This is a genomic window from Sungkyunkwania multivorans (genome assembly GCF_042675645.1).
Classification (GTDB): Bacteria; Bacteroidota; Bacteroidia; order Flavobacteriales; family Flavobacteriaceae; genus Sungkyunkwania; species Sungkyunkwania multivorans.
The window spans coordinates 248,019-274,542 of the sequence record NZ_JBHTJH010000001.1; the positions used below are offsets into that span (position 1 = coordinate 248,019).

At 41.6% G+C, this 26,524-nt stretch carries 23 protein-coding genes; 13 read left to right on the plus strand and 10 right to left on the minus strand.

Translation table 11 applies throughout. From position 1 onward, the window contains the following. Window positions 1-273: 273 nt before the first annotated feature. Genes ACFQ1M_RS01170 through radC form a run of 3 tightly spaced genes read right to left on the minus strand, consistent with a single transcriptional unit; the run spans window position 274 to window position 2,956 of the window. Window positions 274-960 (minus strand): YjjG family noncanonical pyrimidine nucleotidase, encoded by a 687-nt coding sequence (locus tag ACFQ1M_RS01170; RefSeq protein ID WP_386402617.1) that lies wholly within the window; start codon window positions 958-960, stop codon window positions 274-276. Continuing rightward, complete coding sequence (locus ACFQ1M_RS01175; RefSeq protein WP_386402619.1) at window positions 957-2,255, minus strand: polysaccharide deacetylase family protein; 1,299 nt, start codon at window positions 2,253-2,255, stop codon at window positions 957-959. Before ACFQ1M_RS01175 ends, ACFQ1M_RS01170 begins: the two co-directional genes overlap by 4 nt. Before the next feature lie 2 nt (window positions 2,256-2,257). Next, window positions 2,258-2,956, minus strand: a complete 699-nt coding sequence (gene radC / locus ACFQ1M_RS01180; protein ID WP_386402621.1) for a RadC family protein — start codon at window positions 2,954-2,956, stop codon at window positions 2,258-2,260. Window positions 2,957-3,102: 146 nt separating this feature from the next. On the opposite strand from radC, the gene ACFQ1M_RS01185 reads away from it, so the two are divergent. Continuing rightward, window positions 3,103-3,552: a DUF1569 domain-containing protein gene (locus ACFQ1M_RS01185; RefSeq protein ID WP_386402623.1), complete on the plus strand. Its 450-nt coding sequence runs from the start codon at window positions 3,103-3,105 to the stop codon at window positions 3,550-3,552. Window positions 3,553-3,845: 293 nt separating this feature from the next. After that, window positions 3,846-4,472: an FMN-binding negative transcriptional regulator gene (locus tag ACFQ1M_RS01190; RefSeq protein WP_386402626.1), complete on the plus strand. Its 627-nt coding sequence runs from the start codon at window positions 3,846-3,848 to the stop codon at window positions 4,470-4,472. A 70-nt stretch (window positions 4,473-4,542) separates the two neighbouring features. On the opposite strand, the gene ACFQ1M_RS01195 is transcribed toward ACFQ1M_RS01190, so the two are convergent. Continuing rightward, window positions 4,543-5,898: a UDP-N-acetylmuramate--L-alanine ligase gene (locus ACFQ1M_RS01195; RefSeq protein WP_386402629.1), complete on the minus strand. Its 1,356-nt coding sequence runs from the start codon at window positions 5,896-5,898 to the stop codon at window positions 4,543-4,545. Between the two features lie 67 nt (window positions 5,899-5,965). Continuing rightward, window positions 5,966-6,928 (minus strand): tetratricopeptide repeat protein, encoded by a 963-nt coding sequence (locus tag ACFQ1M_RS01200; protein ID WP_386402632.1) that lies wholly within the window; start codon window positions 6,926-6,928, stop codon window positions 5,966-5,968. A 279-nt stretch (window positions 6,929-7,207) separates the two neighbouring features. On the opposite strand from ACFQ1M_RS01200, the gene ACFQ1M_RS01205 reads away from it, so the two are divergent. The 6 genes from ACFQ1M_RS01205 to ACFQ1M_RS01230 all read left to right on the plus strand — a co-directional run bounded on the left by ACFQ1M_RS01205 (window position 7,208) and on the right by ACFQ1M_RS01230 (window position 18,042). Continuing rightward, complete coding sequence (locus ACFQ1M_RS01205; RefSeq protein ID WP_386402635.1) at window positions 7,208-13,324, plus strand: alpha-2-macroglobulin family protein; 6,117 nt, start codon at window positions 7,208-7,210, stop codon at window positions 13,322-13,324. A gap of 307 nt (window positions 13,325-13,631) precedes the next feature. Further along, entirely contained in the window at window positions 13,632-13,808 is a 177-nt protein-coding gene (locus ACFQ1M_RS01210) for a hypothetical protein (protein WP_386402638.1), read from the plus strand. Between the two features lie 277 nt (window positions 13,809-14,085). After that, window positions 14,086-14,325, plus strand: coding sequence for a hypothetical protein (locus ACFQ1M_RS01215; protein ID WP_386402641.1), 240 nt, complete (start codon window positions 14,086-14,088; stop codon window positions 14,323-14,325). A gap of 29 nt (window positions 14,326-14,354) precedes the next feature. Next, window positions 14,355-14,603 carry a hypothetical protein gene (locus tag ACFQ1M_RS01220; RefSeq protein WP_386402644.1) on the plus strand — a complete coding sequence of 83 codons (249 nt, stop codon included), beginning with the start codon at window positions 14,355-14,357 and terminating at the stop codon, window positions 14,601-14,603. Window positions 14,604-14,684: 81 nt separating this feature from the next. Beyond that, the gene (locus ACFQ1M_RS01225; protein WP_386402647.1) at window positions 14,685-15,398 is read left to right on the plus strand and encodes a GLPGLI family protein; all 714 of its coding nucleotides are present in this window, start codon (window positions 14,685-14,687) and stop codon (window positions 15,396-15,398) included. Next, on the plus strand, window positions 15,376-18,042 hold the full coding sequence (locus ACFQ1M_RS01230) for a hypothetical protein (protein WP_386402650.1): 2,667 nt from the start codon (window positions 15,376-15,378) through the stop codon (window positions 18,040-18,042). Before ACFQ1M_RS01225 ends, ACFQ1M_RS01230 begins: the two co-directional genes overlap by 23 nt. A gap of 32 nt (window positions 18,043-18,074) precedes the next feature. On the opposite strand, the gene ACFQ1M_RS01235 is transcribed toward ACFQ1M_RS01230, so the two are convergent. From ACFQ1M_RS01235 to ACFQ1M_RS01245, 3 genes are read right to left on the minus strand one after another with little or no spacing between them, the layout of a single operon-like run. Next, window positions 18,075-18,599, minus strand: coding sequence for a DUF4136 domain-containing protein (locus tag ACFQ1M_RS01235; protein ID WP_386402653.1), 525 nt, complete (start codon window positions 18,597-18,599; stop codon window positions 18,075-18,077). A gap of 54 nt (window positions 18,600-18,653) precedes the next feature. After that, window positions 18,654-19,652 carry a GTPase ObgE gene (gene obgE / locus ACFQ1M_RS01240; protein WP_386402656.1) on the minus strand — a complete coding sequence of 333 codons (999 nt, stop codon included), beginning with the start codon at window positions 19,650-19,652 and terminating at the stop codon, window positions 18,654-18,656. A gap of 57 nt (window positions 19,653-19,709) precedes the next feature. Continuing rightward, complete coding sequence (locus tag ACFQ1M_RS01245; protein WP_386402659.1) at window positions 19,710-20,834, minus strand: adenylate kinase; 1,125 nt, start codon at window positions 20,832-20,834, stop codon at window positions 19,710-19,712. Window positions 20,835-21,126: 292 nt separating this feature from the next. Here ACFQ1M_RS01245 and ACFQ1M_RS01250 point away from each other — a divergent pair, with 292 nt between their 5' ends. Continuing rightward, the gene (locus ACFQ1M_RS01250) at window positions 21,127-22,284 is read left to right on the plus strand and encodes a 5-(carboxyamino)imidazole ribonucleotide synthase (protein WP_386402662.1); all 1,158 of its coding nucleotides are present in this window, start codon (window positions 21,127-21,129) and stop codon (window positions 22,282-22,284) included. A gap of 28 nt (window positions 22,285-22,312) precedes the next feature. After that, window positions 22,313-22,798, plus strand: coding sequence for a 5-(carboxyamino)imidazole ribonucleotide mutase (purE, locus tag ACFQ1M_RS01255; RefSeq protein ID WP_386402665.1), 486 nt, complete (start codon window positions 22,313-22,315; stop codon window positions 22,796-22,798). Between the two features lie 153 nt (window positions 22,799-22,951). On the opposite strand, the gene ACFQ1M_RS01260 is transcribed toward purE, so the two are convergent. Both ACFQ1M_RS01260 and ACFQ1M_RS01265 read right to left on the minus strand, forming a co-directional pair. After that, window positions 22,952-23,734: a patatin-like phospholipase family protein gene (locus ACFQ1M_RS01260; protein ID WP_386402667.1), complete on the minus strand. Its 783-nt coding sequence runs from the start codon at window positions 23,732-23,734 to the stop codon at window positions 22,952-22,954. Window positions 23,735-23,811: 77 nt separating this feature from the next. Beyond that, a complete protein-coding gene (locus ACFQ1M_RS01265; protein ID WP_386402670.1) occupies window positions 23,812-24,240 on the minus strand; it encodes a hypothetical protein in 429 nt (142 codons plus the stop codon). A 279-nt stretch (window positions 24,241-24,519) separates the two neighbouring features. Between ACFQ1M_RS01265 and ACFQ1M_RS01270 the strand changes: the two genes are divergently transcribed. From ACFQ1M_RS01270 to ACFQ1M_RS01280, 3 genes are all read left to right on the plus strand, one after another. Further along, window positions 24,520-24,957, plus strand: coding sequence for a hypothetical protein (locus tag ACFQ1M_RS01270; protein ID WP_386402673.1), 438 nt, complete (start codon window positions 24,520-24,522; stop codon window positions 24,955-24,957). Between the two features lie 80 nt (window positions 24,958-25,037). After that, window positions 25,038-25,955: a hypothetical protein gene (locus ACFQ1M_RS01275; RefSeq protein ID WP_386402675.1), complete on the plus strand. Its 918-nt coding sequence runs from the start codon at window positions 25,038-25,040 to the stop codon at window positions 25,953-25,955. A 180-nt stretch (window positions 25,956-26,135) separates the two neighbouring features. Then, window positions 26,136-26,507, plus strand: coding sequence for a transposase (locus ACFQ1M_RS01280; RefSeq protein ID WP_386402678.1), 372 nt, complete (start codon window positions 26,136-26,138; stop codon window positions 26,505-26,507). Window positions 26,508-26,524 lie beyond the last annotated feature (17 nt).

Below are 26,524 nucleotides of genomic sequence, written 5' to 3' on the forward strand. Positions count from 1 at the left end.
TGGCCTTCGCCAAATTTCGATATTCTAAAAGATTATCTGCTATCAAATAGCAGTTAAAGTTACCTAAGTGCATCGACATACCCAAACCCATATTTTTTTGCAAAAAACATCGGTAGTTAAGATACCTGATCGGTCGGAAGAAATCGGATGATCTGCGATGATAAAACATTGTCATCAACCCGCCTATGCATATCATACATTAAAGGCTCCTATTTTTTTCATTCAGTAGTTTATAAGAAGAATAGCAAATTTCAACTGTATGATGTGCACGTCTTACAGATGGTCTTTCAATTCTGCAAGCCTATTGATGATCGTGCAATGCTTATGCCGATCCTCGTTGTGCGAATTAAAATGGATTGCATGCATTCCCACGGATTGTGCCCCCAGAACATCGGCCTCTAGGCTATCACCGATCATCAATGATGTATCTGGGTGGGTCGTTGCTTTTGCCAAGGCAAATTGAAATATCCTTGGATTTGGCTTTTTAACGCCAACCATCTCCGAATCGATTACTTGATCGAAGAACTTGGCGATACCAGATCTATGCAATTTGCCCTGTTGTACCTCTTGAAAGCCATTGGTGATGATATGAAGTCGATAGCTTTCATTAAGATAGGTCAGCACCTCGTGCACATCATCAAACAAGTGATTGTATGTAGTGAGGTTGGCTATATATTCTTCAGAAAGCGTATGTATCATTTCCTCTTCCACCTGTACCTTCAAACAATCGAATGTGTTTCTCAGTCGCCCATATCGAAGCTCCTGTTTGGTCACCCGTTCTTCGCGATATAACTTCCAATAGGCATGATTTGTTGGAATGTAAACCTCTAAAAACGCAGACAATTCTACAGCGATCCGATGCTGTTCTAAGATCTTTTTAAAGGTCAAGGCGGAATTCTTCTCAAAATCCCATAGGGTATGGTCGAGGTCAAAGAAAATATCAGTTACAAAATCTCTCATGCCGAAAATCTTTTTATGACCTCTTTATAAATATTCCTCCACCCCATCCATTCTTCCAGGGGCCCAATGGTATAGTTATGAAATACAGGGCTGAAGGTACCGTGGAGCTTTTCTACCATTTCACCCATATAGATGAACTGCTCTCTAACGAGATCTAGATCTTTCATAAGCGCAAATGTCTTATCCTCTAGGCAAACAGGGAATATCTTTATAGGTAGTTGGATCTCTGCACCGATATCGTAAAAGAGAAAGGGGGTACAGGTGCTGGCCCTAAATCCAAATGTATGCGGATACATCATGGAGTAATCTTCTGTGATCTCTGCGTCGACCATATTGCGGTAGCTCTCTGGTATTTTGAGTCGGTTGTAATGAAGTCTTGCCTTTTGGATCGGTCGGTGTACGATCTCTGATAAGCGCTTGCGTTCGGTCTTTAGCAGTTCCAATTGGGTCGCTGCCTCATAGGAGATCATTAGAGACACCTCACTATAGTCGGAGACAGACTTGATCAACGACCTGAATTTAGGTTTGTTTGCAGAGATGTTATGATCATAGGTGGAGAAGTCTCCAACCAAAAAGAAATAAAGCGCCTTGATGTTAAAGGTTTGATTGAGTGCAATGAATCGTGTAAAGTTATCAAATGGATCACGTTCTATTCCAAACAATACCTTATAGCGATACCATACCTTCTGAAACTTGAATCGAAACAGATCCTGAAATGTTCCGCCGAGTGACCTTAAAAGACCTTTCTTTTTGTAGGCAAAGGCGCTTGGAACATCGATGATGGGCATGAACTCGAACGTTCGTTCTCCGAATTCCATTTCTGGAAATTTCTGTATCAGCAGTTTCTTAAATCGCTGTGCCCAAACATCTACCAGAGGAATCTCTATAAACTCATGTTTGTAGGCAAGACTTTCGGTTACAGGAAAACGTTGATGCTCATCTTTTACATGTGGTAGATATTCTTCGTACCTACTCAAAAGATAAAAACTGGCGCTAAAAATATCGTAGGGAAGACTGCTTTGCTCTCCAGCACTGAAAAAACAAGGAATCCCCTCCCAATCCTGTACGTTGATGGTAAGATCGGTAATCCCTTGCTGATATAATAGATCATGGCTACGCACGTACAGTTCATTCCCCAAAGGTTGCTTGGTATAGGTCATCTTTGGTCCTGAATGCGCAATGAATTCCTCGATAACCGTGGTAAAACCAACATCGACGCACAGCACACGCTCAAACAGCTGCTTGAAGATATAGGAAAATCTTGGAGTTATTTTGTGCGTATAAACTAGTAGCATTTTTAGAGCAAATTTTCATCTGCAAAGCTAAAATAGCCTTTTTCGGCCACTATCAAATGGTCTAACACCTTTATATCCAAACTTTCTGCTCCCAACCTGAGTTTCTGTGTCAGTTGCTTATCGGAAAGGCTGGGCTTTAGGCTCCCCGAGGGATGATTATGTGCCAGAATGATCGCTATTGCGCCAAGTTCTAGCGCATACTTTAGTGCCAACCGCACATCCACTAAGGTTCCCGTAATACCGCCTTTGCTCAATTGCATCATCTGTATCACCTTGTTTGCATTGTTCAAATAGACGATCCAGAATTCTTCGTGTGGCAGATCTCCGATAATGGGTTGTAATAATTCATAGGCAGAAGTGCTGGAGGTGATCTTTTTTCGTTCCAAGGCCTCCTCTGCCCTTCGACGTCTTCCCAACTCCAAAGCCGCCGCGATGGTAATAGCTTTGGCCTCTCCGATGCCCTTGAACTGCATCAATTGCTTAACGCTGAGCTTTCCCAACTCTGAGAGATTGTTCTCAACAGATGCCAGAATGCGTTGACTTAAAGCGACCGCGCTCTCATCCCTGCTACCACTCCCAATGAGAATTGCAATGAGTTCGGCATCACTGAGGACATTACGCCCTTTTTGCAGTAGTTTTTCACGCGGACGATCGTCTTCGGACCAATTTTTAATACTGAAGGAAGTTGGTTTTTCTCGCATATGAATAAAAATAATAAAAAGCATCTTATTAATTAACAATCAACAACTTAAAGCATGCGCACAAAGACCATATTCTATGATTTCCCGATGAAGTTCACGTCAAAAAAAGTCGTAATTTTCAGATTGCAATCAAAAACCAATATTCTATGAAATCCATCTTTGAACCAGAATCTTATAATGAACTTAAAGTTCGTGTCGCCAAGCTTACTCCCGAAACGCAACCAAAATGGGGGAAGATGAATGTTGCACAGATGATGTATCATTGCCAGAAGGCCTTGGAGGTACCTTTAGAGAAATCGGACCTAAAAAGGCCAAACTTGGCAATGCGCGTGCTGTTTAGAGGATTTAAGACATCGATGTATAGTGACAAACTATGGAAAGCCAATTTACCTACGGCACCTGGTTTTGCAATAACGGATGAAAGAGAGTTTGAGACGGAAGCTACCAGATTGAACGATCTAATGGATGAGCTGCATGCCAGGAAAGATGGTCCGCCATTACCAAAGCACCCAGCTTTTGGTAACTTCTCCAAAGAACAATGGGGAAAGATGCATTACAAGCATCTGGACCATCATTTGCGACAGTTTGGTGTTTGATATCGACAGAGGAGCCCAATCCCGTTGAAGGGGTGGTCATTTCTGAAAATCCGTAGCTTGCGGCACGGATTTTACAGCAATGGCCGTTACGAAATATTTTATCGGCACCTAGACCATCATTTGCGACAGTTTGGTGTTTGATATCGACAGAGGAGCCCAATCCCGTTGAAGGGCCGGTCATTCGACAAAATTTGTAATTGGACCTTGCTCCGAATTTTGTAATTTCACAACATCGCTTTTTCAACTTTCAACTTTCAACTTTCAACTTTCAACTTTCAACACTTCATCAACCATTGAACTACCCTCCAAAACATCACCAAGAGCAAAACTACCCTAATGCCATTAGGGTTATGAAAGCCTATCCTTTTGGTACGCTCATCTCTGCCAAGGACAGTGAAATATTTGCGACGCACATCCCTTTGATCTACGAGGATGATGGCAGTACCTACGGCAAATTGGTCGCCCATATCGATAAATATAACCCGCAGGTTGAACTATTGAAGGATGGGATCGGCTGTACGGCCATTTTCTATGGCCCCGACACCTATATTTCCCCTAGTGTGTATAGCACCACCCAATTACCCACATGGAACTATATCAATGTGCACATCAAAGGAAAAGTGACTCGCATCGAGGATAGGAATGATGTACGAGACACCATCATACGCATGACCGCCTTTTTGGAGGGGGATGACCCAAAATATGTACTAACGCCCGACAATCCTCGAATGGAAGCCGCACTGGACTATATCATCGGTTTTGAAATAGCCATCACCGCCTGGGAAGGGAAGTTCAAGTTTTCGCAAGACAAACTGAAGCGCGACCAACAACTGGCCAAGATGGCGCTGATCAAAAACAACCAACAAAGTATCAAGGATTTTGTAGATGAGATCATGAAGCATCATCTGGTGAAGAAATGATTTAGGGCTTGTCTTCATCAAGTTTGAGAAATAAGATATCGTTAATTCCTCTGTTAGGCGGAAAGCAATCCTAATTGATCAAGGTAACCACCTCTTCAAAGTCCAGTCCACCGTAATTCCCAGAACTCATCAACAACAATGCAGTGTTGTCTAGATCTTGACCAAAAAGATATTCTTTGAATTTGGCCGGGTCGGTGTAAATGACAAGATCTTCTCGTTGAAAGGCCTCAGCGATCTGCTGTTCGGAGACCTCATCTAGCTGTTTGATCTTTACTGCATGTGGCGAAAAGAAGACCACCGCCGTATCGGCTGCATCCAAGGTCCCTTTGTACTCCTTTAAGAATTCGGCATTCAAACTGCTATACGTATGTAACTCTAAACAAGCGAGCAATCTGCGATCTTCATATTGTTCCTTAACCGCTTGGGTCGTCGCCGCCACCTTGCTAGGGGAGTGTGCAAAATCCTTATAAGCTACGCCCGTACTTCCCTCAGCGATCTTTTCCAAACGCTTGGAAGCGCCTTTAAAGGTAGCGATCGCCTCATAGAAATCATCCTCGTCAATCCCCATGTGCTGGCAGATCCATTTGGCACCCGCGAGATTGTTCAAATTATGTTTTCCAAATACTTCGATCGGCATAGGACCATCGGGAGTTTCTAGCATCGTTTCACCATCGACAACCTCATAGGCCGGTGTTTCATAGGGAAGTTTTCGTATGGGGTTCTCTGAAGCCTCCACCACCCGCTTTACCTCGGGATCTTCTATGTTGTAAGTAATGCTTCCACCGGTGGTGATACTATCTACAAAAATCTCGAACTGCTCCACATAGTTTTCATAGGTCGGAAACACATTGATATGATCCCAAGAAATTCCGCTCAGCAAGGCGATATTTGGTCTATACAAATGAAATTTAGGTCTTCTATCGATCGGAGATGACAGATATTCATCCCCTTCCAACACGATAAAATCATTCTCTTCGGTCAAATGTACCATCGTTTCAAAACCTTCCAATTGGGCGCCTACCATATAATCTACTTCTTTTCCATGATAGTTCAGCACATGAAGGATCATCGAAGTGATCGTGGTCTTCCCATGGCTACCACCAATGACCACTCGCGTTTTGTCTTTTGACTGTTCGTAAAGAAATTCAGGGTAAGAATAAATGACAAGCCCCAACGCTTGCGCTCTCAACAATTCGGGATTGTCTGGCTTGGCATGCATCCCCAAAATGATGGCATCCAGATCTTCTGTAATTCGCTCCGGGAACCAGCCAAAACTTTGAGGCAAGAGCCCCGCTTTTTCCAATCTGGATCTAGAAGGTTCAAAGATGGTATCGTCGCTTCCAGAGATGGTGTATCCTTTATGATGAAGTGCTAAGGCAAGATTGTGCATGGCACTCCCACCAATGGCTATGAAATGTATTCGCATGTCCTTAAATTGAAATCGTAAAGATAAGCAGTGTGCCGAGAATTGCGAATTCAATTTGTATGAAAGATCACAATGCCCTGATCAACGCTTTCTCCTCTAGGGCTTGCTTAAAGTTAGAACGCTTGGCCAATGCCTTCTCGATCCAATCGGAAGCATTGTCTTTATCACCTTTATATCGGTATATCTGTGCCAAGCGATAATAGGCCCATTCGATAGGCACCCCATCCTTGACGGTGTGGTTTTCTATGAACGTTTGTAAACAGCGTTCTCCTTTATCTAACTCGATGTTATAGATAGCACACACCTTGCCGATTTGATAGTGCAAGGTATTGCGTTGATGTAGCTTTTGCGCCTCCTCGATCGTTTCGATTGCCTTTATCGGTTCTTTGGTGATATTCGTATACAATTCTGACAATTTTGTATAGCAATTGACCGATTTTCCCTCAGCGACGGCTAGTTTGTAGTATTTCTCAGCAAGTTCAGGCTCTTTATCATACTCATAGATATAACCTTTGGCCAGATACCCATCCACTTTGGAAAGGTTTTCTAACTCATCGGCATATTTGAGCGACTTTTTCTTGCTTCCCCCGATAATTCCTGGCAGTTGCATATAAAGTTCTACCAAGGCCCATCGTGCATCGATATGGTTTGCATCTAAAGATGCTGCGCTGAGGAACGATTTCTTGATGTCACCCACCAGACCAAGCGCTTTCAACTTACTAGATGTTAAGGCCTTCATTCCCAACGCACCTCCATATTTATAATGATAATTTGCGTTCTGGGGCACCTCATCTACAAGCTGCTTATAGTATTTTATCGCTTCATCCCATTGCTTTCGGTGTCCTGCGATATCTCCAAGCTTTTCAATGGCGTCGTAATCATTGCCACTAGAAGCAACACGAGTCTTGGCCAATGATTCGGCCTCTGAAAGTTTCTTGTTATCGATCAAACCTTGGATCTGCTCATTACCCGCAATTTGAGAAAAGCCGAAAGTAGAAAAGCAAAAAAGAAGATATATGAGATTTTTCATACCAATTTTTAAGTCATCAAAAATAACAAAATCCTCATTTGTAAACTGCAGCACCATCCAAATATTGCATTTATTGATAATTATATCTTTTCTCTTTAATAGGGTTGTCCCATTACAACAGCTCGTCAAGGTAGCTGATTACTTCGAGTTTTAGGTTAGAATCGTCATATTTTTGAAATCTGTGAATTGTGGCACTTGCCTAACCCAAAAATACCCTTCCCTCATTCTAGTTTGGCTAAGATTTTGATTGTATCTTTCTTAGGGGAAAATACCATCAACATGAAAACGATCGCCATCACTATGACCATCTTCTTTGCCACTTTTAGTCAAGCGCAACAAAAAGACTATCCTTCACTCTGGAAAGACGTGGAAAAACACGAGGCTGAAGGCTTGCCAAAATCGGCTTTAGCTACGGTTGAAACTATCTATACAAAAGCACAAAAGGAAAAGAACAGTCCGCAGTTGATCAAAAGCTTGTTATACAAGTCGAAATACATGATGGTCCTCGAAGAAGATGCACAGTTAAAGGTCGTATCGCAATTAAAGCATGAGATCAAAGAACGAGCTTTCCCGACAAAGAATATTTTAGAAAGTATCTTAGCCAATACCTATTGGCAATATTTCAATCAAAATCGCTGGCGATTTTATGATCGAACCAATACTGAACAGAAGGTAGACGAGGAGGATTTTAGAACCTGGGACCTGCAAACCCTATTTGATGAGATCGACCTACATTTTCAACATTCGTTAGACAATGGGCTTCAGCTTCAACTTGAAGATCTTGCGACCTATAACGATATATTATATACGCATGAGGATTCTAAGCGCTATCGACCAACACTCTTCGATTTCCTTGCACACAATGCCTTAGAGTTTTACACAAGGGACGAGACCAGTATTACCAAACCCGCATACAAATTTGAGGTCGACAATCCCAAATATCTCAGCAAGGGAAGTGCTTTTTCTACGATAGAGATCTCCTCCAAGGATAAAAGCTCGCTCCAACTAAAAGCACTTTTAATATATCAGAAACTGATCCGCTTTCATCAAAATGATAAAGACCAAACCGCTTTTGCAGATGTCAACATCAACAGGCTCCATTATGTGAGAAGCAAGGCCACTGCTGCTATCGATCCCTACCTCGTGCTTAAAACGTTGATAGCTGAACGCAATTCGGTATCAGATAAGAAAATTGGCGCATTATATGACTTTGAACGTGCCAAAATTCTGGATGAATTTGCCAACAAATACAATGCTGCTAGAGGCGAAGAACACCGATGGGAACGAAAAGAGGCCAAAGAGCTATGCCAAATGATCGTTGAAAAATTCCCTCAAAGCTTGGCAGCAAAAAAAGCTAAGGCACTTTTGAGTCATCTCGATCAAAGATCGATGAGTATCCTAGCCGAAAACTATATCCCGGTTGGCCAACCTTCTAGATTGCTCATAAATTATCGCAATTATGAAAAAGCAACATTGGTCATTCACTCCATTGATCGCAACAAGATAAAGAAGTTCAATAGACTCTATCAAAGGGAAGCAAAAGAGAAATTTATCTCAACGCTCAAAGTGTACAAGCAATTCGACATTGCCCTTAGAAATGAAGGGGATCTGCAGTCGCATACTACCGAGGTGATATTCCCTGCATTGCCTAATGACAGCTATATAGTGGTCGCCAAAAATGGAAAAAATTATCTGTCCCATGCTTTAGTTCAAGTGACCGATATGGCATTGACGCAAAAGACATCCAATGAGAAGACGGTCTTTCAATTGATCGACAGAAATAATGGGAAACCGGTTGAAGACGCCGCAATCGTAATCGAATATACTAAGGACTACCGTGACAAGATCAGGACAAAACGTGCGAATACGGACAATGAAGGCGAGTTCATATTTGAAGGAAAAGATTATCACCAGAACATTGTCGTAGAGGCTACCAAAGGAAAAGAAAAGGCATTTTTTGGTGACTACTATCACTACGGCGGAAGCTATAGAAATAATGATGACCAACTAACTGCAAAGACCTTTCTATTTACAGACAGAAGTATCTATCGCCCTGGACAAGCTGTTTATTTCAAAGGAATTTTGATCCAAAGAGATAAGGAGACATCTACGGTGGTTGCCGATGAATCAGTGGAGGTAACATTAAAGAATGTGAATCGCGAAGAGATTGGGAAACTCTCCGTGATAACTAACGAATTTGGCTCGTTCTCGGGCAAGTTTATCCTTCCAAAGAATACCCTCACAGGAAATTTCTCTATCAGTGCAAATCAAGGAAAAGCGAGTAAATTTTATAGTAAACTGACGGGTAGAATTCAGTGGAATCAAGTGTCTTTTTCGGTAGAAGAATACAAGCGCCCAAAATTTGAGTCCAAGTTTGAACCAATCACAAAAAGCTATAAGATCAACGACAGTGTCGAAGTCACGGGCAACGCACTTGCCTATGCCGGAAGCAATATTACCGATGCGAAAGTGGTGTACCGCGTAAAGCGTAAAGTACAATATCCACGATGGTATTATTGGTATCGCCCATGGTTTTCTAGCGAACCACAAGAGATCACCAATGGTGAAACCACCACCAATAGTGAAGGAGCTTTTAAGATCACTTTTAAGGCACAACCAGATACTTCGATAAAAAAGGAAAATCGACCCATCTTTGAATATGAGGTGACCGCTGAAATTACTGATATCAATGGTGAGACACGCAGTGCTACCACTATTGTAAGGGTTGGCTATCATAGCTTGATCGCAACTATAGCCGCTCCCTCCTCATTAAACAAAGAAAGTAAAGACAATACGGTTGCAGTGAACACCCAAAATTTGAACGGCCAATTTGTAGGAGCTAAAGGTGTGATTGAGATCTATAAATTGAAGGCACCCGAAAATGTCCTTCGCAATCGTCCATGGCCAGCTCCTGATTATCAGGATATTCCAAAGGCTACCTTTAAGGACAAATTTCCGCATGAGGCCTACAAAAATGAGGATGACCCTAAAAACTGGGAGAAAGGCGAAAAAGTGTTCGAAGAAAATTTCAATACCAATAAAGAGACCCAGATCGATCTAGGACGAATAAAAAAATGGGAGTCGGGGCAATATTTGGTAGAACTGCACAGCAAAGACCGTTATGGGCAAGATGTGAAGGACGTTCAACAGATCACTATTTTTAGTTCAAAAGACAATGAATTGGCCGACAACCAACTGTTCGCCATCACAACGGACAAAAATTCCTACAGCGTGGGTGAAAAGGCCGTGGTAACCGTTGCTACGGCAGCAAAAGACCTTTGGGTCACACTCGACCTCAGAAAGAATCAAAAGACCCTAAAGACCTATATTATTCATTTAAATAATGAGAAAAAAGACCTTACACTTCCCATTGCTAAAGAGGACCTCGGCGGTTTCAGTATTTTTTATAGCTATGCGGCCTTCAATGGTCATGCCCAAGGGAAAGTAGATATCGTGGTTCCCTATCCAGAAACACAGCTTCAAATCGAGACATTGACCTTTAGAGACAAGCTGCAGCCTGGGCAAGAGGAAACTTGGAAATTCAATATTAAAGGTCCAAAAGGAGATGCGGTGGCGGCTGAACTCTTAGCAAGTATGTACGATGCTTCCTTGGATCAATTTAGAGGACATTATTGGTACTTCAACCCAAATCAGCGCCCTTATTACTACTCAGGACAAGGGAGAAATGCCGATCGTAGTTTTGGCACCGTCAGCTTTCAACAACTCTATTATGGTGATAGGACCATATCTTATCCTATACAACATTATGATCAACTGAATTGGTTCGGATTTAGCTTTGGTTATTATAGTGATGTTTTATACGATACAGAGGCTGAACTTGATGAAGTTGTTATCGTAACTGGCAACAAAAGATCTAGGAGAAAACAAGCATTTGCAGCCGCTGCACCTGTGGCAGATCAGTTGGGAGGTCTCGAAGGTAAAACAGCTGGTGTGCAGATCACTGATGGTGAGCAAAGCCCTAAAAGCGAAAAGGAGGTGTCTTTTGAAGAAGTGGCCATTCGCAAAAACCTGCAAGAGACTGCTTTCTTCTTTCCTCAGCTGCAAACAGACAAAGATGGCAATGTCTCCTTTAATTTTACCACACCTGAGGCATTGACAAGATGGAAATTGCAACTTTTGGCCCATACGAAAGCGCTAAATTCCACCACACAAACACTCACCACCGTAACACAAAAAGAGCTGATGGTACTGCCTAATCCACCACGATTCTTCCGAGAAGGAGACGTCATTGTGTTCAGCAGTAAGATCGCCAATATTTCTGACAAAGCGCTTTCAGGCGAAGCTGTTTTAGAATTGACAGATGCCGCTACTGGAGACGATATAACATCCCAGCTTTTGGGGAGCAGCAAAAATCCTCCTATGTCAAGGGGTGGTGTCCATCAATCGATGGACGGAGGGGACGAGAGCCTACTTCAATTTAGCATCGGTCCTAAAGGTAATACCAGTGTATCCTGGACCTTGACCATTCCGAAAGGGTTACAGGCCGTGCAATACAAGGTTATTGCAAAAGCTGGCGATTTTAGCGATGGCGAGCAAAACATGCTACCAGTACTTACCAATCGCATGTTGGTCACCGAGACATTGCCCATGTGGGTACGAAGTGAACAGACGAAGACCTTTACTTTAGATAAACTAAAGAACAACAGCTCATCGACCCTCGTCAATCATCAACTGACCTTGGAGATGACCTCCAATCCAGCTTGGTACGCCGTACAGGCACTCCCCTATCTGATGGAGTATCCCTATGAGTGTGCAGAGCAAACTTTTGCACGTTATTATGCCAATGCTTTGGCCAGCCATATTGCGAATAGCAACCCACGAATTAGAGCGGTATTTGACCAATGGCAAGATGCCGATGCGTTGATCAGCAATCTTGAAAAGAATGAGGAGTTAAAATCCATGCTGATACAAGAAACACCTTGGTTACGAGATGCACAGTCAGAAACCCAACAGAAGAAGCGCATTGCATTGCTGTTTGACCTTAATACGATGAATAACGAACTGCAATCTTCTTTGCGAAAACTAAAGCAAGTACAGATGGACAACGGGGCATGGTCATGGTTCAAAGGAGGAAGACCCAACCGATGGATCACGCAACATATAGCAACAGGCTATGGACACCTCGAAAAACTTGGCGTATCCAAAGACGCTGAAATGCTACGCACGATCGAAAAGGCCATACCCTATCTAGACAGGGAGTTTGTGGAAGAATACGAACGAATGAAACGCTATGCGAAAGACCTTGATAAAGATCACCTCAGCTATACCCAATTGCATTATTTGTATATGCGCAGTTTCTTTCCCGATGTGAACGCTTCAAAGAAGACCAAAGAGGTGATGACCTATTACAAAGGACAGGCCAAGAAGTATTGGTTAGATCGAAACTTGTATAGCAAAGGAATGATCGCCTTGGTCCTGTATCGTATGGAAGAAGGAGAAACTTCCAAGAAAATTTTAAAGTCTCTTAAAGAAACCAGTATCACCAATGAAGAATTAGGCATGTACTGGAAAAGCAACACTAGTAGCTGGTATTGGTATCAAGCACCTATTGAAACACAGGCACTGATGATCGAGGTCTTTGGCGAAATAGAAAATGACACCCAAACCATTGACAATCTAAAAGTTTGGTTGCTAAAGAATAAGCAGACCAATCAATGGAAGACGACCAAGGCCACCACCGAAGCGGTCTATGCGCTGCTCCTTCAAGGTAGCGACTGGCTTTCTGTAATCGATGAGGTGGAAGTGTTGATGGGAAATCAAGAAATTTCACCTTCAAAATTGGACAATGTAAAGATCGAGGCTGGTACCGGATACTATAAAACCTCTTGGAGCAAAGGTGAGATCCAACCAGAAATGGCCCAAGTAAGCTTGAGAAAAAAGGGAAAAGGAATCGCTTGGGGTGCTTTGTATTGGCAATATTTTGAAGACCTGGACAAGATCAGCTTTGCCGAGACTCCGTTAAAATTGAAGAAGCAATTGTTCTTGAAAAAGAATACGGACAAAGGTGAGCAGATCACGGCCATCGATGAGAAAACTATGCTTAACGTTGGCGACCTCATTAGGGTTCGTATCGAATTGCGTAGCGACCGCGATATGGAGTTTGTGCACATGAAGGATATGCGTGCTGCTGGCCTAGAGCCCATCGATGTGATCAGCCTGTATAAATGGCAAGATGGTCTTGGCTATTACCAAAGCACCAAAGATGCGGCGACCAACTTTTTCTTTGATTACTTGCCGAAGGGAGTGTACGTCTTTGAATATGATCTACGCGTGAATAATGCCGGTAACTTTAGCAACGGCATCACCACCATACAAAGTATGTACGCGCCAGAGTTTACCAGCCACAGTGAAGGCATACGCATCAGTGTGAAATAAGCACGACATACCTCTTTAAATAAGCGACCATTATTCATGAACGACTTCTGTTTTTTTAAGTCGCCATTCATGAATCATAGGTCGTCATTCATGAATGGCCGTCATAACTACTTGTTACGGTCTGTTTTTCCATCTTTCTTTGTCTTCAGAAATCAATCAAATCATAGCGCTACGCTGAACTGCCGAGGTATTACAAAATAGTCAATCAGCCTCTGAGAGATTTCAGAAAAAATTTTGTTGGCCGACAAATAGCCGGAAACCGAAAAGGCTCCAATAGAGTAGGTATTACAAGTCAAAGAATAATATCATGAGTGTAAAAAAAATTGAAAATTTTAGATCGACCGCCTTGAAGAATGAAGAAGCAATTATGGGAGGAGTAAATCCCGAGCCCATCTACGATGAAAATGGAAACATCATCGGATGGAAGTCATGTACAGACCACCCAAACATGCCACAATTACCTGGTAATACGACAATTCAATAGCACCAAGAAGTTAAAGTGCCCGCAGTGGCATCTTTATTTCAACGAGGTCATCTTAGCGGATAATTTTCCAGCATTTTAGCAATCGACTATCCAGGTTGACCTACGAGAAGTAATGAGCATTGGCCAAACGCTAGTTGACATGAAGACCGATCATCTATAAAGCAATATACCGACGATTGTCTTCTTTCGATACGGATGGCCATAATTCTCAAGGTCGGAAAAGCTGAAACAGCGACTCAAAATCTGAAAGTAAGCATCACTAATAAAACTCAAAAAAATGAAAAAAGTTTTGTTTTATGGACTGGCCCTAGGGCTATCAATCACTTTGACCTCAGCCACTTCTGTTGAGAAGAATACGGAAGAGGACTTTGGTAGACAATGTTGTACAAAGACCACCTATTTATCTGATGGTAGTTCCGTGTCTATCACCGCATGCGCAGGTTCTTTCTTATCTAACGACGCAAACGCTATGACAAGAGCGTGCAAGAAGGTAGATGAAGCAATGGGAATCCAGTAAATTAATCATTAACGACTAAATCAAACAAGATGTTCAAAGCACTTATTTTATCATTTTTCTCACTAGCTACCGTAAGTACAGGCGTTGGTAGCAGCGAAACAAAAGAGGAGCCTGTTTGCAGAGTAACCTGTACGATAAACGTACCTGATGGTTTTGGTGGGTCTATTGGTGTTTCTGGAACTGCCGGAAACTTCCTTACCAGCTGCGAAACCGCCAGAGAACGCGCTTGTAGACGAGCTGCGGAAAATGCAATGGCCATTTTAATGGACGCTCAATAACATTCCTAATTTACCTTTTTAGTAATGAGAACTAGGTGTGAACTTATTCTTCGCACCTAGTCTCTCAAAAAGCATTTAATCATGAAAAATAGTATCAGCATACTTCTTTTAGGGCTATTTACCTACTGTGGATTTTCTCAGCAGTACGAGATCGAATATAATCACATTACCACCTTTGATGCGCACACTACGGAAGCCATTTACAAGTTGGCATATGCCAATCAAAAAAGTACCTATTTCCAATTAAAGAGCGAATTCATCGAAAGTCTTGGAAATGATGTTATGGTTGCCAATGAAGGTGTTATTCCCTTTGTAGAAAAGGACTATTCGAAAAAAAGGGTTGTCTACAATCAGCCAATTGTAAACAAGATCGTATTTATTGAGGACCAGCTTCCTATGCAAAAATGGAAAATCACCAACGAGTCAAAGAAAATAAAGGATTTCAATTGCAGAAAAGCGACCACGTCATTTAGAGGTAGGGCATACACTGCTTGGTTCACCGAAGATATTCCAATCATCAATGGACCCTGGAAATTTGATGGCCTCCCTGGATTGATTCTCGAAGTTGTCTCCAGCGACGGCGTGCTCAACATCGAGGCAGTGAAGATAGAGAAGACGTCTCATGTGACCACACCGATATTCAAATACAAGGAAGATGCACTTATGGCGTGGGAAGACTATTGCCAGAATTACCGAAAAGTGATCGACCGTATTCAGAAAAACATGATGGCCGATACCGATCCCGATGTCGAATACAACATCACTTTGAATCTTGTCGAGGACATTGGTCTATAATGCAGCTATGGTTTCCAATTACAACTCGCTATTAAATCGCTATTTCCTTGGAGTTTGCCTCCTTCTGTTTTCAAAGGCATTGCTTGCTCAACAATTTAGCGGTACCATTACAGATTCTAGTCATAAGATCGTTAATGATTGCTATGTATTGCTGCTCAATGCCAACACCAATGAAGTCATTGAATATACAATGCCTAACGCAAAGGGCGAGTACCTAATGAATGTAGGTGGCCTCAATAGCCAAGACCTGAAACTTAAATGTCAAGGACTTGGCTATGATACAGCTTCGAAATCGATCTCCCTTAGTAGTGATATTTCTGTTTATAAGAACGACTTCGTACTTGCCATTAAGGAACAACATCTCGACGAAGTGGTGGTTATTTCTGAACGTATCGCCATTAATATAAAAAATGATACGATCATCTATGATGTGTCAAAGTTCAAAAGGGCAGATGACCGAAAAATAATCAATGTGCTTAAGAACATGCCAGGAATCAACGTCGATGAACGTACAGGGTTGATCCAATTTAAAGGTAAACCTATTGAGACCATACTGCTAGATGGAGACGACCTATTTGGAAAAGGATATTCTGTTGGGGCGCGCAACATCTCATCTGATATGGTGGAAAAGGTCGAAGCGATCGAGGACTATCAGGAAAACAAACTTAAAAAAGGACTTACAAGATCTGACAACGTGGTGCTCAACCTAAAATTCAAAAAGAACAAGTTTAAACTATCGGGAGAAGGTAGCGCCGGTTTTGGGAGGGACAACCATCTAGTGAATGTTAACAGTATCAACCTCTCTAGCAATATCAAAGGATTTGGCGTATTCAATGCCAATAATATTTCGATGAATCAAACCTCTTTCAACCAAGAAACATATCGCAACGAAAACCAGGAAGAGATTGAGAATTATAGCACAGATATGTTCAGAGAAAGTAGTGTGACACAAGGTAATGTCTTCGAAAGGAGCTATGTCAACAACCTAAAATTTGGGACCTACAACAATCTCTTTAGAATATCGGATAAGTTACTCTTGAAAAATAATATCGCTCTCTTTGGCGACAGTCAAAGATTCTCTTTCGTCTCGGCAAATGACTTTAATGCCAATGGAGAACGTATTCGCACGTCGAACGAAACAAGTAACAGATCAAAGCCTTTCAATTTGGCCATATCTAACAGTATCGAATACGAACTATCAAATTCTTCTCAAATTCAATACACCGGTCGCATTGTCCGTAATACAAATTCTTTCACCCAAGAGAACATTCAAAATGGATCAATGTCATTTCAAACGGAGATCGGGCGCTCAAAGCTCTACTATCAACAGTTTTTGAGATACACCAACAAACTCTCTTCCAAATCTTTATTGGAGTTTACCGCCTATCATTCCAATGATGAGCATAAACAAGAACTTTCCTTGGTCGGTCAAGAGCCAATTATCTCCAACGGACAGCTGTTCGATGAAGAAGCCATTAAAACCCAAAGATCTATCGCAGGTGGTAATATTTCTTATTTAAGAAAGATTGGAAGTTTTGATTTTCAACTTGGGTTGCATCATCGACGCGACAAGGAGGATTTTGATGTATTCGCTGGCAACGAATTTAATGATCTTTACTATACCAATATCTCCTCGAGTGCCATTGGTGAGCTCAACTACCGAAAACGGAAAAAGGTTCGGATCTCGGGTAGATTGGAAGTCGGACATTCGGACCGCTCTCTGGGAAATACCCAATACGGAGCACTTCAAGAACAAAACGACCTATTTATCAATTCTAGTGTGAAACTCAAGTTGAAAGTGAGTGATCAAAGCGTAATGTCATTGAGCCTTGGCAACAAGAACGAGACGAGCAGTAACTATTACTTGCTTTCAAATCCCCTGTTGATAGACAGCCGAACGATAATTAAGAGTGAGCCCTCACTGGATTTCCGGAGATCATGGAGAGGCTCTGCCAGTTTCGCTACCTATGACCTCCTCAAGCAATCAAATTTCTCCTTGCTAGCCACCTATTCAGAGGAGCGCAATGCTTTTTTAGCAAGACAAGATATCAACGAGGATGTAAGTATCATCACCTACTTTCAAAATCCCTTGACAAAAAAAGACATCAATATTTCGGCCTCAAGTGCTTTTTTCATGGATTTCATCAATAACAAAGTGAGCCTGAACGCCAATGCAAATTTTAATCGATTTTTCAATTCGATCAACAATGGCGCAACGACCGAGGTATTCTCTTCCATCTATAATTTTAACATAGACCTCAACAGCGCATTCAAGGGATTCTTCAATTACAAGAGTAGCTTTGGCATCACCTATGTAGAGAACAAGCAAGACAATATCCCTGCTATTACCAATAATACTATCACTGCGGGGCTTGAGACTATCTTTAAATTCTCTGAAAAGATGCTTTGTAAAATCGATAACGAACTGCTTTTGCCAAAAGGAAGTTCCATTAACAGCAATCAGCTGTTTGTAGATCTTTCATTCAATCGTTTTGAAAAGAAGGTCGAATATTTCGTGCTCGCAAGAAATCTTCTCAACAAGAGGTCTTTCAAGCAAATATCTACCACGGAGTTCTCCACTAGTGTATTTTCCAACAATTTGTTCGATAGATACATCGTACTGGGAATCAATTATAGTTTTTAGAAAATAACGGTGTTAAACGTCCATCGTAAAGATCAACGACTTGGAGGATAACGTTCCAATACCTTTACAACTAAGTTCTTAAAATTCGCTTCTCTCTTCTCGGGAGAGGCATTTTCGTTATACGAATTGCTGCTTACAGCTTGCCAGAATAGTGACTTACTTGAAGCATCAACGAAGTCGAACTGTATCTCACGTACTAGACGAGATCCTAATGGAATTCCGACCGAAACACCTCCTCCAACGCTCCTTCCAGTGCCTCCCATACCTACCCCAACCGAACTGTTGTTCGCCGATTCCTCCATGCCACTTTGAATGTCGATCAAGAAGTCAGGCTCTTCTGATAAGACAAAACCTTTAGATTGCATAGCCGTGTTCAATACATCGATGAGCCGCTTCGTGTCCAAGGGGCTCATGCCCGTATCCATATCGTCAAAATAGTTATAGGTCTTGTATTGAGAGAAATCCGCCTCGCGGTCGTAGTCGTAATTTACTTTTATTCCCGCACAGGAAACCATAAGTAGGAACAGGAATATGTATGGGGTGTGCTTACGTTTCATGATCATTGTTTTTATTAAATGTACAATAAAACCATGAAAAGCACGATGCGAGGTCTAGGTGTTTAACATCTTCCAGAGTCGATCTTTCAATTCTTGCAAACCTTGCTGGGCAACCGAAGAGATAAATAAATAAGGAACGTCGAGGTCTTTGTCAAGCTCTATTCGCATTTCTGCTTTCAATTCCTCGTCCAGCATATCTGATTTAGAGATAGCGATCAAGCGGTCTTTATCCAACATCTCTGGATTATACTTACGCAACTCATTGAGCAAAACATCATACTCCTTGGAAATATCCGGACTGTCTGCTGGAATCAAAAAGAGCAATGTAGCGTTCCGTTCTATATGACGTAAAAAGTAATGTCCTAGACCTTTTCCTTCCGAGGCACCTTCGATAATTCCAGGGATATCGGCTACGACAAAGGTTTGGTAGTCCCTATACTTTACTATCCCAAGATTGGGCTTTAACGTTGTGAATTCGTAATCCGCGATCTTGGGTTTGGCAGCTGTAATTACCGAAAGTAGGGTTGATTTTCCAGCATTTGGGAATCCAACAAGACCCACATCTGCCAGTACCTTTAACTCAAGAATGATCTCCTTCTCTACACCCTCGATACCAGGTTGGGCATATCTTGGCGTTTGATTGGTTGAGGATTTAAAATGCCAATTACCGCGTCCTCCCATGCCTCCTTCGGCAATGATACGCTCTTCCCCATCTTTGGTGATCTCAAAGAGGATCTCATTCGTTTCTTTATCTCTCACCACGGTTCCTAAGGGAACGTCCATATATACGTCCTCACCATCGGCACCAGTGCTTCGCTGCTTGCTACCATGGCCGCCATGCGTGGCTCTAAAATGTCTTTTGAATTTGTAGGTGTAAAGTGTCCAAAGGTTCTTGTTTCCCCTGATGATCACATGCCCTCCTCTACCGCCATCACCGCCATCCGGACCGCCTTTGGTAATATACTTCTCGCGATGCAGATGCACCGAACCAGCACCACCGTTTCCAGAGCTGACATATAGCTTTACGTAATCGACAAAATTTCCTTCGGTCATCTTTCTAGGTCATCCCAGATGTAAGAAGATCAGCTGGGCTTGTTATAAAATTATATGCTATCCGCCAACCGTGGTCGACAATTCGTCGATCACCTTGCTTAAACGCTCTGTGATCTCTGTGATATCTCCAACGCCATCTACGGCATAGAACTTCCCTTGCTTGGCATAGTAATCCTTAAGGATGGCCGTCTTTTCATTGTATTCATCAAAACGATTGCGGATCTTTTCTTCATCCTGGTCATCGCTTCTACCGCTTGTTTTGCCTCGCTCTAGCAAGCGTTGTACCAATAGGTCGGTATCCACCTCAAGTGCGATACAGGCATTGATGCCTTCATTCATTTCGCTAAGAAAAGTGTCCAACGCCTCGGCCTGTGCTTCGGTACGTGGAAAGCCATCAAATATAAATCCTTTGGCATCACTATTCTTTTCAACTTCGGCCTTCAACATGTTGATAGTTACCTCGTCTGGCACCAAGTCACCATTGTCTATATAGGTTTTGGCAAGTTTTCCAAGGTCGGTCGCATTCTTAATGTTTTCTCTAAAGACAACACCGGTAGAAATATGAACCAAATGGTATCGATCCTTTAAAAATTCTGCCTGTGTTCCTTTTCCTGCACCTGGAGGGCCAAATAACACCAAATTTGTCATGTTGTTCTCTTTAAGTTGATATACTTTTGGTAGATTCCTACCTAATTCATTATAATCCAATCCGTACCCTATGATAAACTTATCAGGGATTTCCATTCCCACATAATCGATATTATATTCTCCCTCATAGGCCTCTTTCTTGTAGAACATGGCCGCAATTTTAAATTGCTTCACATTCATCTCCGAGAACATCCCCACCAAGGTTTCTATCGTCTTTCCAGTATCGGCGATATCCTCAAGAATAACGACACTTCGCCCTTCGAGATCGATGGAGACGTCGAGCAAGGTCTCTACGATCCCTGTAGACGACAAACCGTGGTATGAGCTCAATTTCACGAAGCTCACCTCGCATTCGTAAGGGTATGCCCTGATCAGATCTGATGCGAACATAAAGGCCCCATTCAATACGCCGACAAATACCGGTACGGAATCTTTGAAATCTTCCGATATCTCATGAGCCATCCTTTGAACGGCCGTCTGTATCTCGGTCTCAGAAATAAATGGTGAAAAGTATTTGTCGTGTAGTTTTATCACTTTCGAAACTAATTACTGGATGTTCTTAGAGCTTTTTTCGTATAGATCGAAATACCTTTGATGTAAAGTACTCCAAACAAAAATATCCCTAAGAAAACTGCAAAGATACCATTTTCATGGGTTTTAATTTTTGTAATTGCCCGAAATATGTCAAAAAAATAAGAATCCCAAAGTATCTAAACGACCAACAAGCATTCTGAGCAAATTTTAGCCGGTCGGATTTGATTTGTATTTTACGATTTAAACGTATTTTTGTCTTGTAACAACGAACGACAACACAGCTTTGCCACACATGACAAATTATTTTTCCTCGAACTTCACCCTCGGTATCTTAGGCGGAGGGCAGCTCGGCAAAATGCTACTTTCAGAGACCCGAAAGTTTGATATCAAAACACGCGTACTGGACCCAAATGAGGATGCTCCCTGCAAAATTGCCTGCAATGATTTTGAGCAAGGTGACCTCATGGACTTTGAAACAGTCTATAACTTTGGCAAGAAAGTAGACCTGCTCACCATCGAAATAGAGAACGTTAATGTAGAGGCATTGGAAAAGTTGGAGGAGGAAGGTGTCAATGTCTATCCTTCAGCCAAAAATCTTTATACCATTCAAAACAAGGCAAAGCAAAAACTTTTTTATATCGACCATAACATTCCAACAGCGCCTTTTTCGAGATTTGCCTATACCCATGAAATTGAGACGGCCCTCAAACACGAAACGATCTCTTTTCCATTCGTTTGGAAAAGTACCCAATTTGGATATGACGGACAAGGTGTAAAAATTGTGCGTACTTATGCAGACCTGGAAACACTTCCCAATGTGGAGTGTATTGCCGAAGAGATGATCCCGTTCAAGAACGAATTGGCAGTGATTGTCGCGAGAAGCGTATCTGGCGAAATGAGAACGTATCCTGTGGTAGAAATGGAGTTCCATCCCGAAGCCAATCAGGTGGAGTATGTGATCTGTCCGGCGAGAATCTCCAAAGAAGTTGCGAAACAAGCTGAGTTTGTTGCGCTTAAGGTCTCACAGGCCTACGGACATGTGGGTTTGTTGGCAGTAGAAATGTTTCAGACGCAAGAGGATGAGATTCTGGTGAATGAGGTCGCACCAAGGCCTCATAACAGTGGTCATTACAGCATTGAAGCCGCATACACCTCGCAATTTGAGCAACATTTGCGCGCAATCTTGGGACTGCCCTTGGGTGATACAAAAAGTAAAGTGGCAGGTATTATGGTCAATCTTGTGGGGGCTGAAGACCACACAGGAGAAGTTGTCTATGAAGATATCGAAAAGATCATGCAGCTAGCAGGGGTGACCCCGCATATCTATGGTAAACGACAAACACGTCCATTTAGAAAGATGGGGCATGTGACCATCGTCAATGAAGATGTGAATGAAGCACGAAAGATCGCCGAAAAGGTAAAGAGAACGATAAGAGTGATCAGTAAATAGAATTAATGACAAATAAACGATAGAATCAATGAAAGTAGGAATCATCATGGGAAGTACCAGCGACCTTCCCGTTATGCAAGAAGCCATCGACATTTTGAAGGGCTTTGACATAGAGGTCGAAGTGGATATCGTTTCGGCGCATCGCACCCCCGACAAACTTTTCGACTATGGAAAGCATGCGCATACCCGTGGCATTGCCGTGATCATTGCTGGAGCCGGAGGTGCCGCGCATCTTCCTGGGATGGTCGCCTCGCTATCGCCCTTACCCGTTATCGGTGTCCCTGTAAAAAGCAGAAACTCCATCGACGGCTGGGATTCTATACTTTCGATCTTGCAAATGCCAGGTGGTGTTCCCGTAGCAACCGTAGCCTTGGATGGCGCCAAGAATGCTGGAATCCTAGCTGCGCAGATCATCGGAACTTCTGACAAATGTGTGCTCGATAAGGTCCTTGTCTACAAAGAGGGACTGAAGCAAAAGGTGATCGAAGGTGCCAAAAGTGTGCATAAGAAGTAATGTTTAACTTTGTGTATTCTGTAGTTGAGTCTCCTAGGGTTGAAACCCTAGATTCAGAAAAAGTTGGTTTATATTATTCAACACTCAATCCGTTATTCAATAATTTTTGTTTCCTAGGGTTGAAACCCAAGGTTATGGCGGTGTATTCATCTTCTATACAACCAATTCCTTATCCAATAGGCGGCTCGCATGATCATAGCCCATGATATATGCCTGCTCGATACCTTTCTTGTCCAAAATACCGATTCTATCCAGGTGTTCAGGAATGAACAGTAGGTCTGGAATATCCAATTTTGGCAGGCAATTGGCATGCATCAACAACAAATTGGCCCTATTGGTAAGTTGTAAGGACGAACTGAAGCCAGATCTATCCACCTCGCGCATGGCCGTCACATAGCTGCCAATGATCAGATCGCACTTGCCCACCAATGGCTCAACAGGAAAATTGTTCATTACGCCACCATCGGTGTAATGCAGGTTGTCGATCTCGACAGGACTAAACACTGGCGGCAACGCGGCGGAGGCCAAAAGCGCTTTGATCAGTGGTCCTTCTTCGAAGATCACCGATTCCCCTTTTTCTAGGTTGGTAGCGACCACAAAGAGTTGACGATGCAGCTCCGAAAAATTGTCCTCTGGAAAATAATCTTCAAAAAAGCCGCGATAGCGCTCGGTATCTATGAGTCCAGGCTTGTACAGGGTGAAAAAATTATATCGAAACAGCGGGGTGTTCTTAAAGAAGCGCAACATCTCTTCTGGGGCAATATCCTTGGCGTACAAGGCTCCTATCAAAGCACCGGCACTGGCACCGGAGACGATCTGTGGAAGAATGCCCCGTTCGGAGAGTGCCTCCAAAACACCAATATGCGCCATCCCTTTGATGCCGCCTCCAGAAAGGACGATGCCTACTTTCTTGGAAGTGAATTCTTCAAGTTTCAACTACTAAGGTATTTACTGGTTTAGGTACTTCGAAGCTACGAAAGAAAAAGAAAATCACCCTTTGTTTTCGCTAAAAACTATTGCTGCCGTTCGATCATCTTTCGTTGGGTCTTAAAGACCACGGCGATTCGATTGGTATCCCCGGCGGTGAGCTCCAATTCTCCGATAACATCCCCGATACGCATCAGGTGTTTTTTGTCGTTGATCTCTACAAAGAACGCCTTATTGCCTGTTGCATCATCGACCACGAGGTCCTTATAGACGATCTTCGGAAAGGCCGCAGGCTTTTCCTTAGGTCGTTTTTTGATGGTGGTTTTAGGAACTGGCTTCACGACTGAGATCTTCTTTAGGGTAGTGTCTGTCGTCACCTGTAAGGTATCGGTGGTGGGAAGGCTATCGACGACCTTTTCTAAAGGGACTTCTGCGGGTTTTTCTATTTTGGCGTCTTTGCAAGCCAGCGACAACAGGGTTGCAACAAGAAGTAAGACGAAAGAAGAGCGAAACATAGGAATGTTGTTTTGGGTGATGGAAGTTACTAAAAAGTATGGACATGATTGATATGGATAGATGGAACGGGTTATCTCACATCTACTTCTGGCATCAATCGGCCAATATCGGATGAATCATGTTTGAAACTGCTGTATATACGGGGCTTCTTCGTTATCCGTTTTTAACGGTTAAAAACGGATAGCACTTTTAAAAAATTGTATTTTAGGGGTATGTTTATACATAGGAAATAAACGCCATTGCGTTTATATACAAGTTGTACGCAATTTAACCAGACCTTGAAACACATATACTATAATTTATATTTAGGTAAAACCAACAGTATTCCGAAAGACGAAAACGGAAAAGATTTTGATGTTGTTTATTGTATTGAGGATAGCAAAAAAATATCGGCAGAATTAGAGAAAAATAATGACTTAAGATATTCACTATTGATTTTACAAAAGACTCGAACTGAATTAGACGACGCAATCAAAAATGTGAAATCGGAATGGAATAACTTTACGGATTTACCACTCGAAATTGAACATATTTCGGATGAATTACAAAAAATGACGCGAATCTTTCGTGAACTGATTGTTGATGCTGATGACGAAAGTGTAATTTTTAAATCCCAAGTTGTTGGATATGATAAAAAGTCTGTGATTGAATCTAAAGAGGCTCGAAAACTGATTTTAAAAGTTGCAACTAAATCAAAATGGAACTTTTGGAATTAAAAAAACTGCGTACAACAATGTATAACCGCAATTAATAACTGACGGTTATACTAGACCGTTGTACGTAATTTAACCAAACAATGAAAGTTTTAGTTCCGGCATTATTATTTTTTCTTTTTTATTCGTCTTACGGACAAACTGTTTACGAAATAAATAAGGAGGAATTAGAACATTGTCATACTTGTAAACCGAAAGATAAAAACCCAAATCCAAACCTTGATTGGGTAGAAACTGACTTAACTCGTTACAGAGAAATGGTAAATCCAATTACCAACTTGAAACCTACTGTAACTGATTATCTAACTATATATCCTTCACTTTTATCAGGTAAAGGAAATACGTCGAGTAAAACAATAGAATTATTAGATGAGCTAAAATTAATTTCACACGATTTTTACGGTGGCTATACAAGTTTTAACCTAAAAATACTAACTTATAATGACCTAATAATCTATTCAAGACTGTACACCGAAGTTGAAGATAATGTTTTTGAAAATATTTATCTTAAAGAGATTACAATTCCATTAACTTGTAGCGGAGCAAATATGGAATACTATAAATTATTCAACGAAAATCTATCTGAATATCAAAAAAAATATCCGAATTTTACTTTAGAAATTGACGATAACAAATTCAGCATTGATGCTTTAAATGCCTACTACAATCTTAACCAAGTTGAGTGGAATTTGAACACTTATCACGTTGATGACGACTTTATTCATTTTGCTAATACTTTTTTCAAAAAGCTTTTAGAAAACAAAGAATATGATGTTATCAAAAAGTTGATTTTTGGTGTTAATCCTGTAACAAGGATTTACGCTTATTCTGCATTGGAGAGAGCAAAAAAAGATGGTTATGAAATTGACAATGAAACTAAAATGCAAATGGAAATACTAAAGAAAGGTGGATTGAAATTCAAAAGTGGAATTTTAAGTTGTTGGATTGGTAAATTCGATTATGACTATTACGATTTTTCCATTGTAACGAAAGAAAATTAAAAAACTACGTACAACAACGTGTATAATTAATGCCAGCACTCATACACAAAAATTTCTTACTTTTAATTTAATAAATTTTCGTGTAACAAAACTGTCCCAATAGCTGGCACAAACCATACACGAACACGTTGTGTGCAATACTGACCCGTCCTGAATAAAGGCTACATAATTTCAAACATTATGTATAAAAACGACAAAGTGATCAGACGGTATTCAGAACCTTTCAAACTGAAAATTTTAGACGAACTTACCACCGGAAAACTAAACAAGTACCAATTAGGTAAGGCCTACGGTATCAATCCAACCACCATCAATGAATGGATCAAGAAGTACAACCGTAAGGACCTTATGAACACCAGAGTGACCGTGAAGACCAAAGACGAGATAACACGCATTAAACAACTTCAAAAAGAGATTGAACAGCTTAAAAAACTCTTGCTGAAAAAAGATCTGGATGCCATGGTACTGGAATCCTACCTAGAAGTAGCTGCTCAAGATTTGGGCTACAGATCCGTGGCAGAACTAAAAAAAAAGCTAAGTATAGAACCTTAGTAATAACCAAGGAAAGA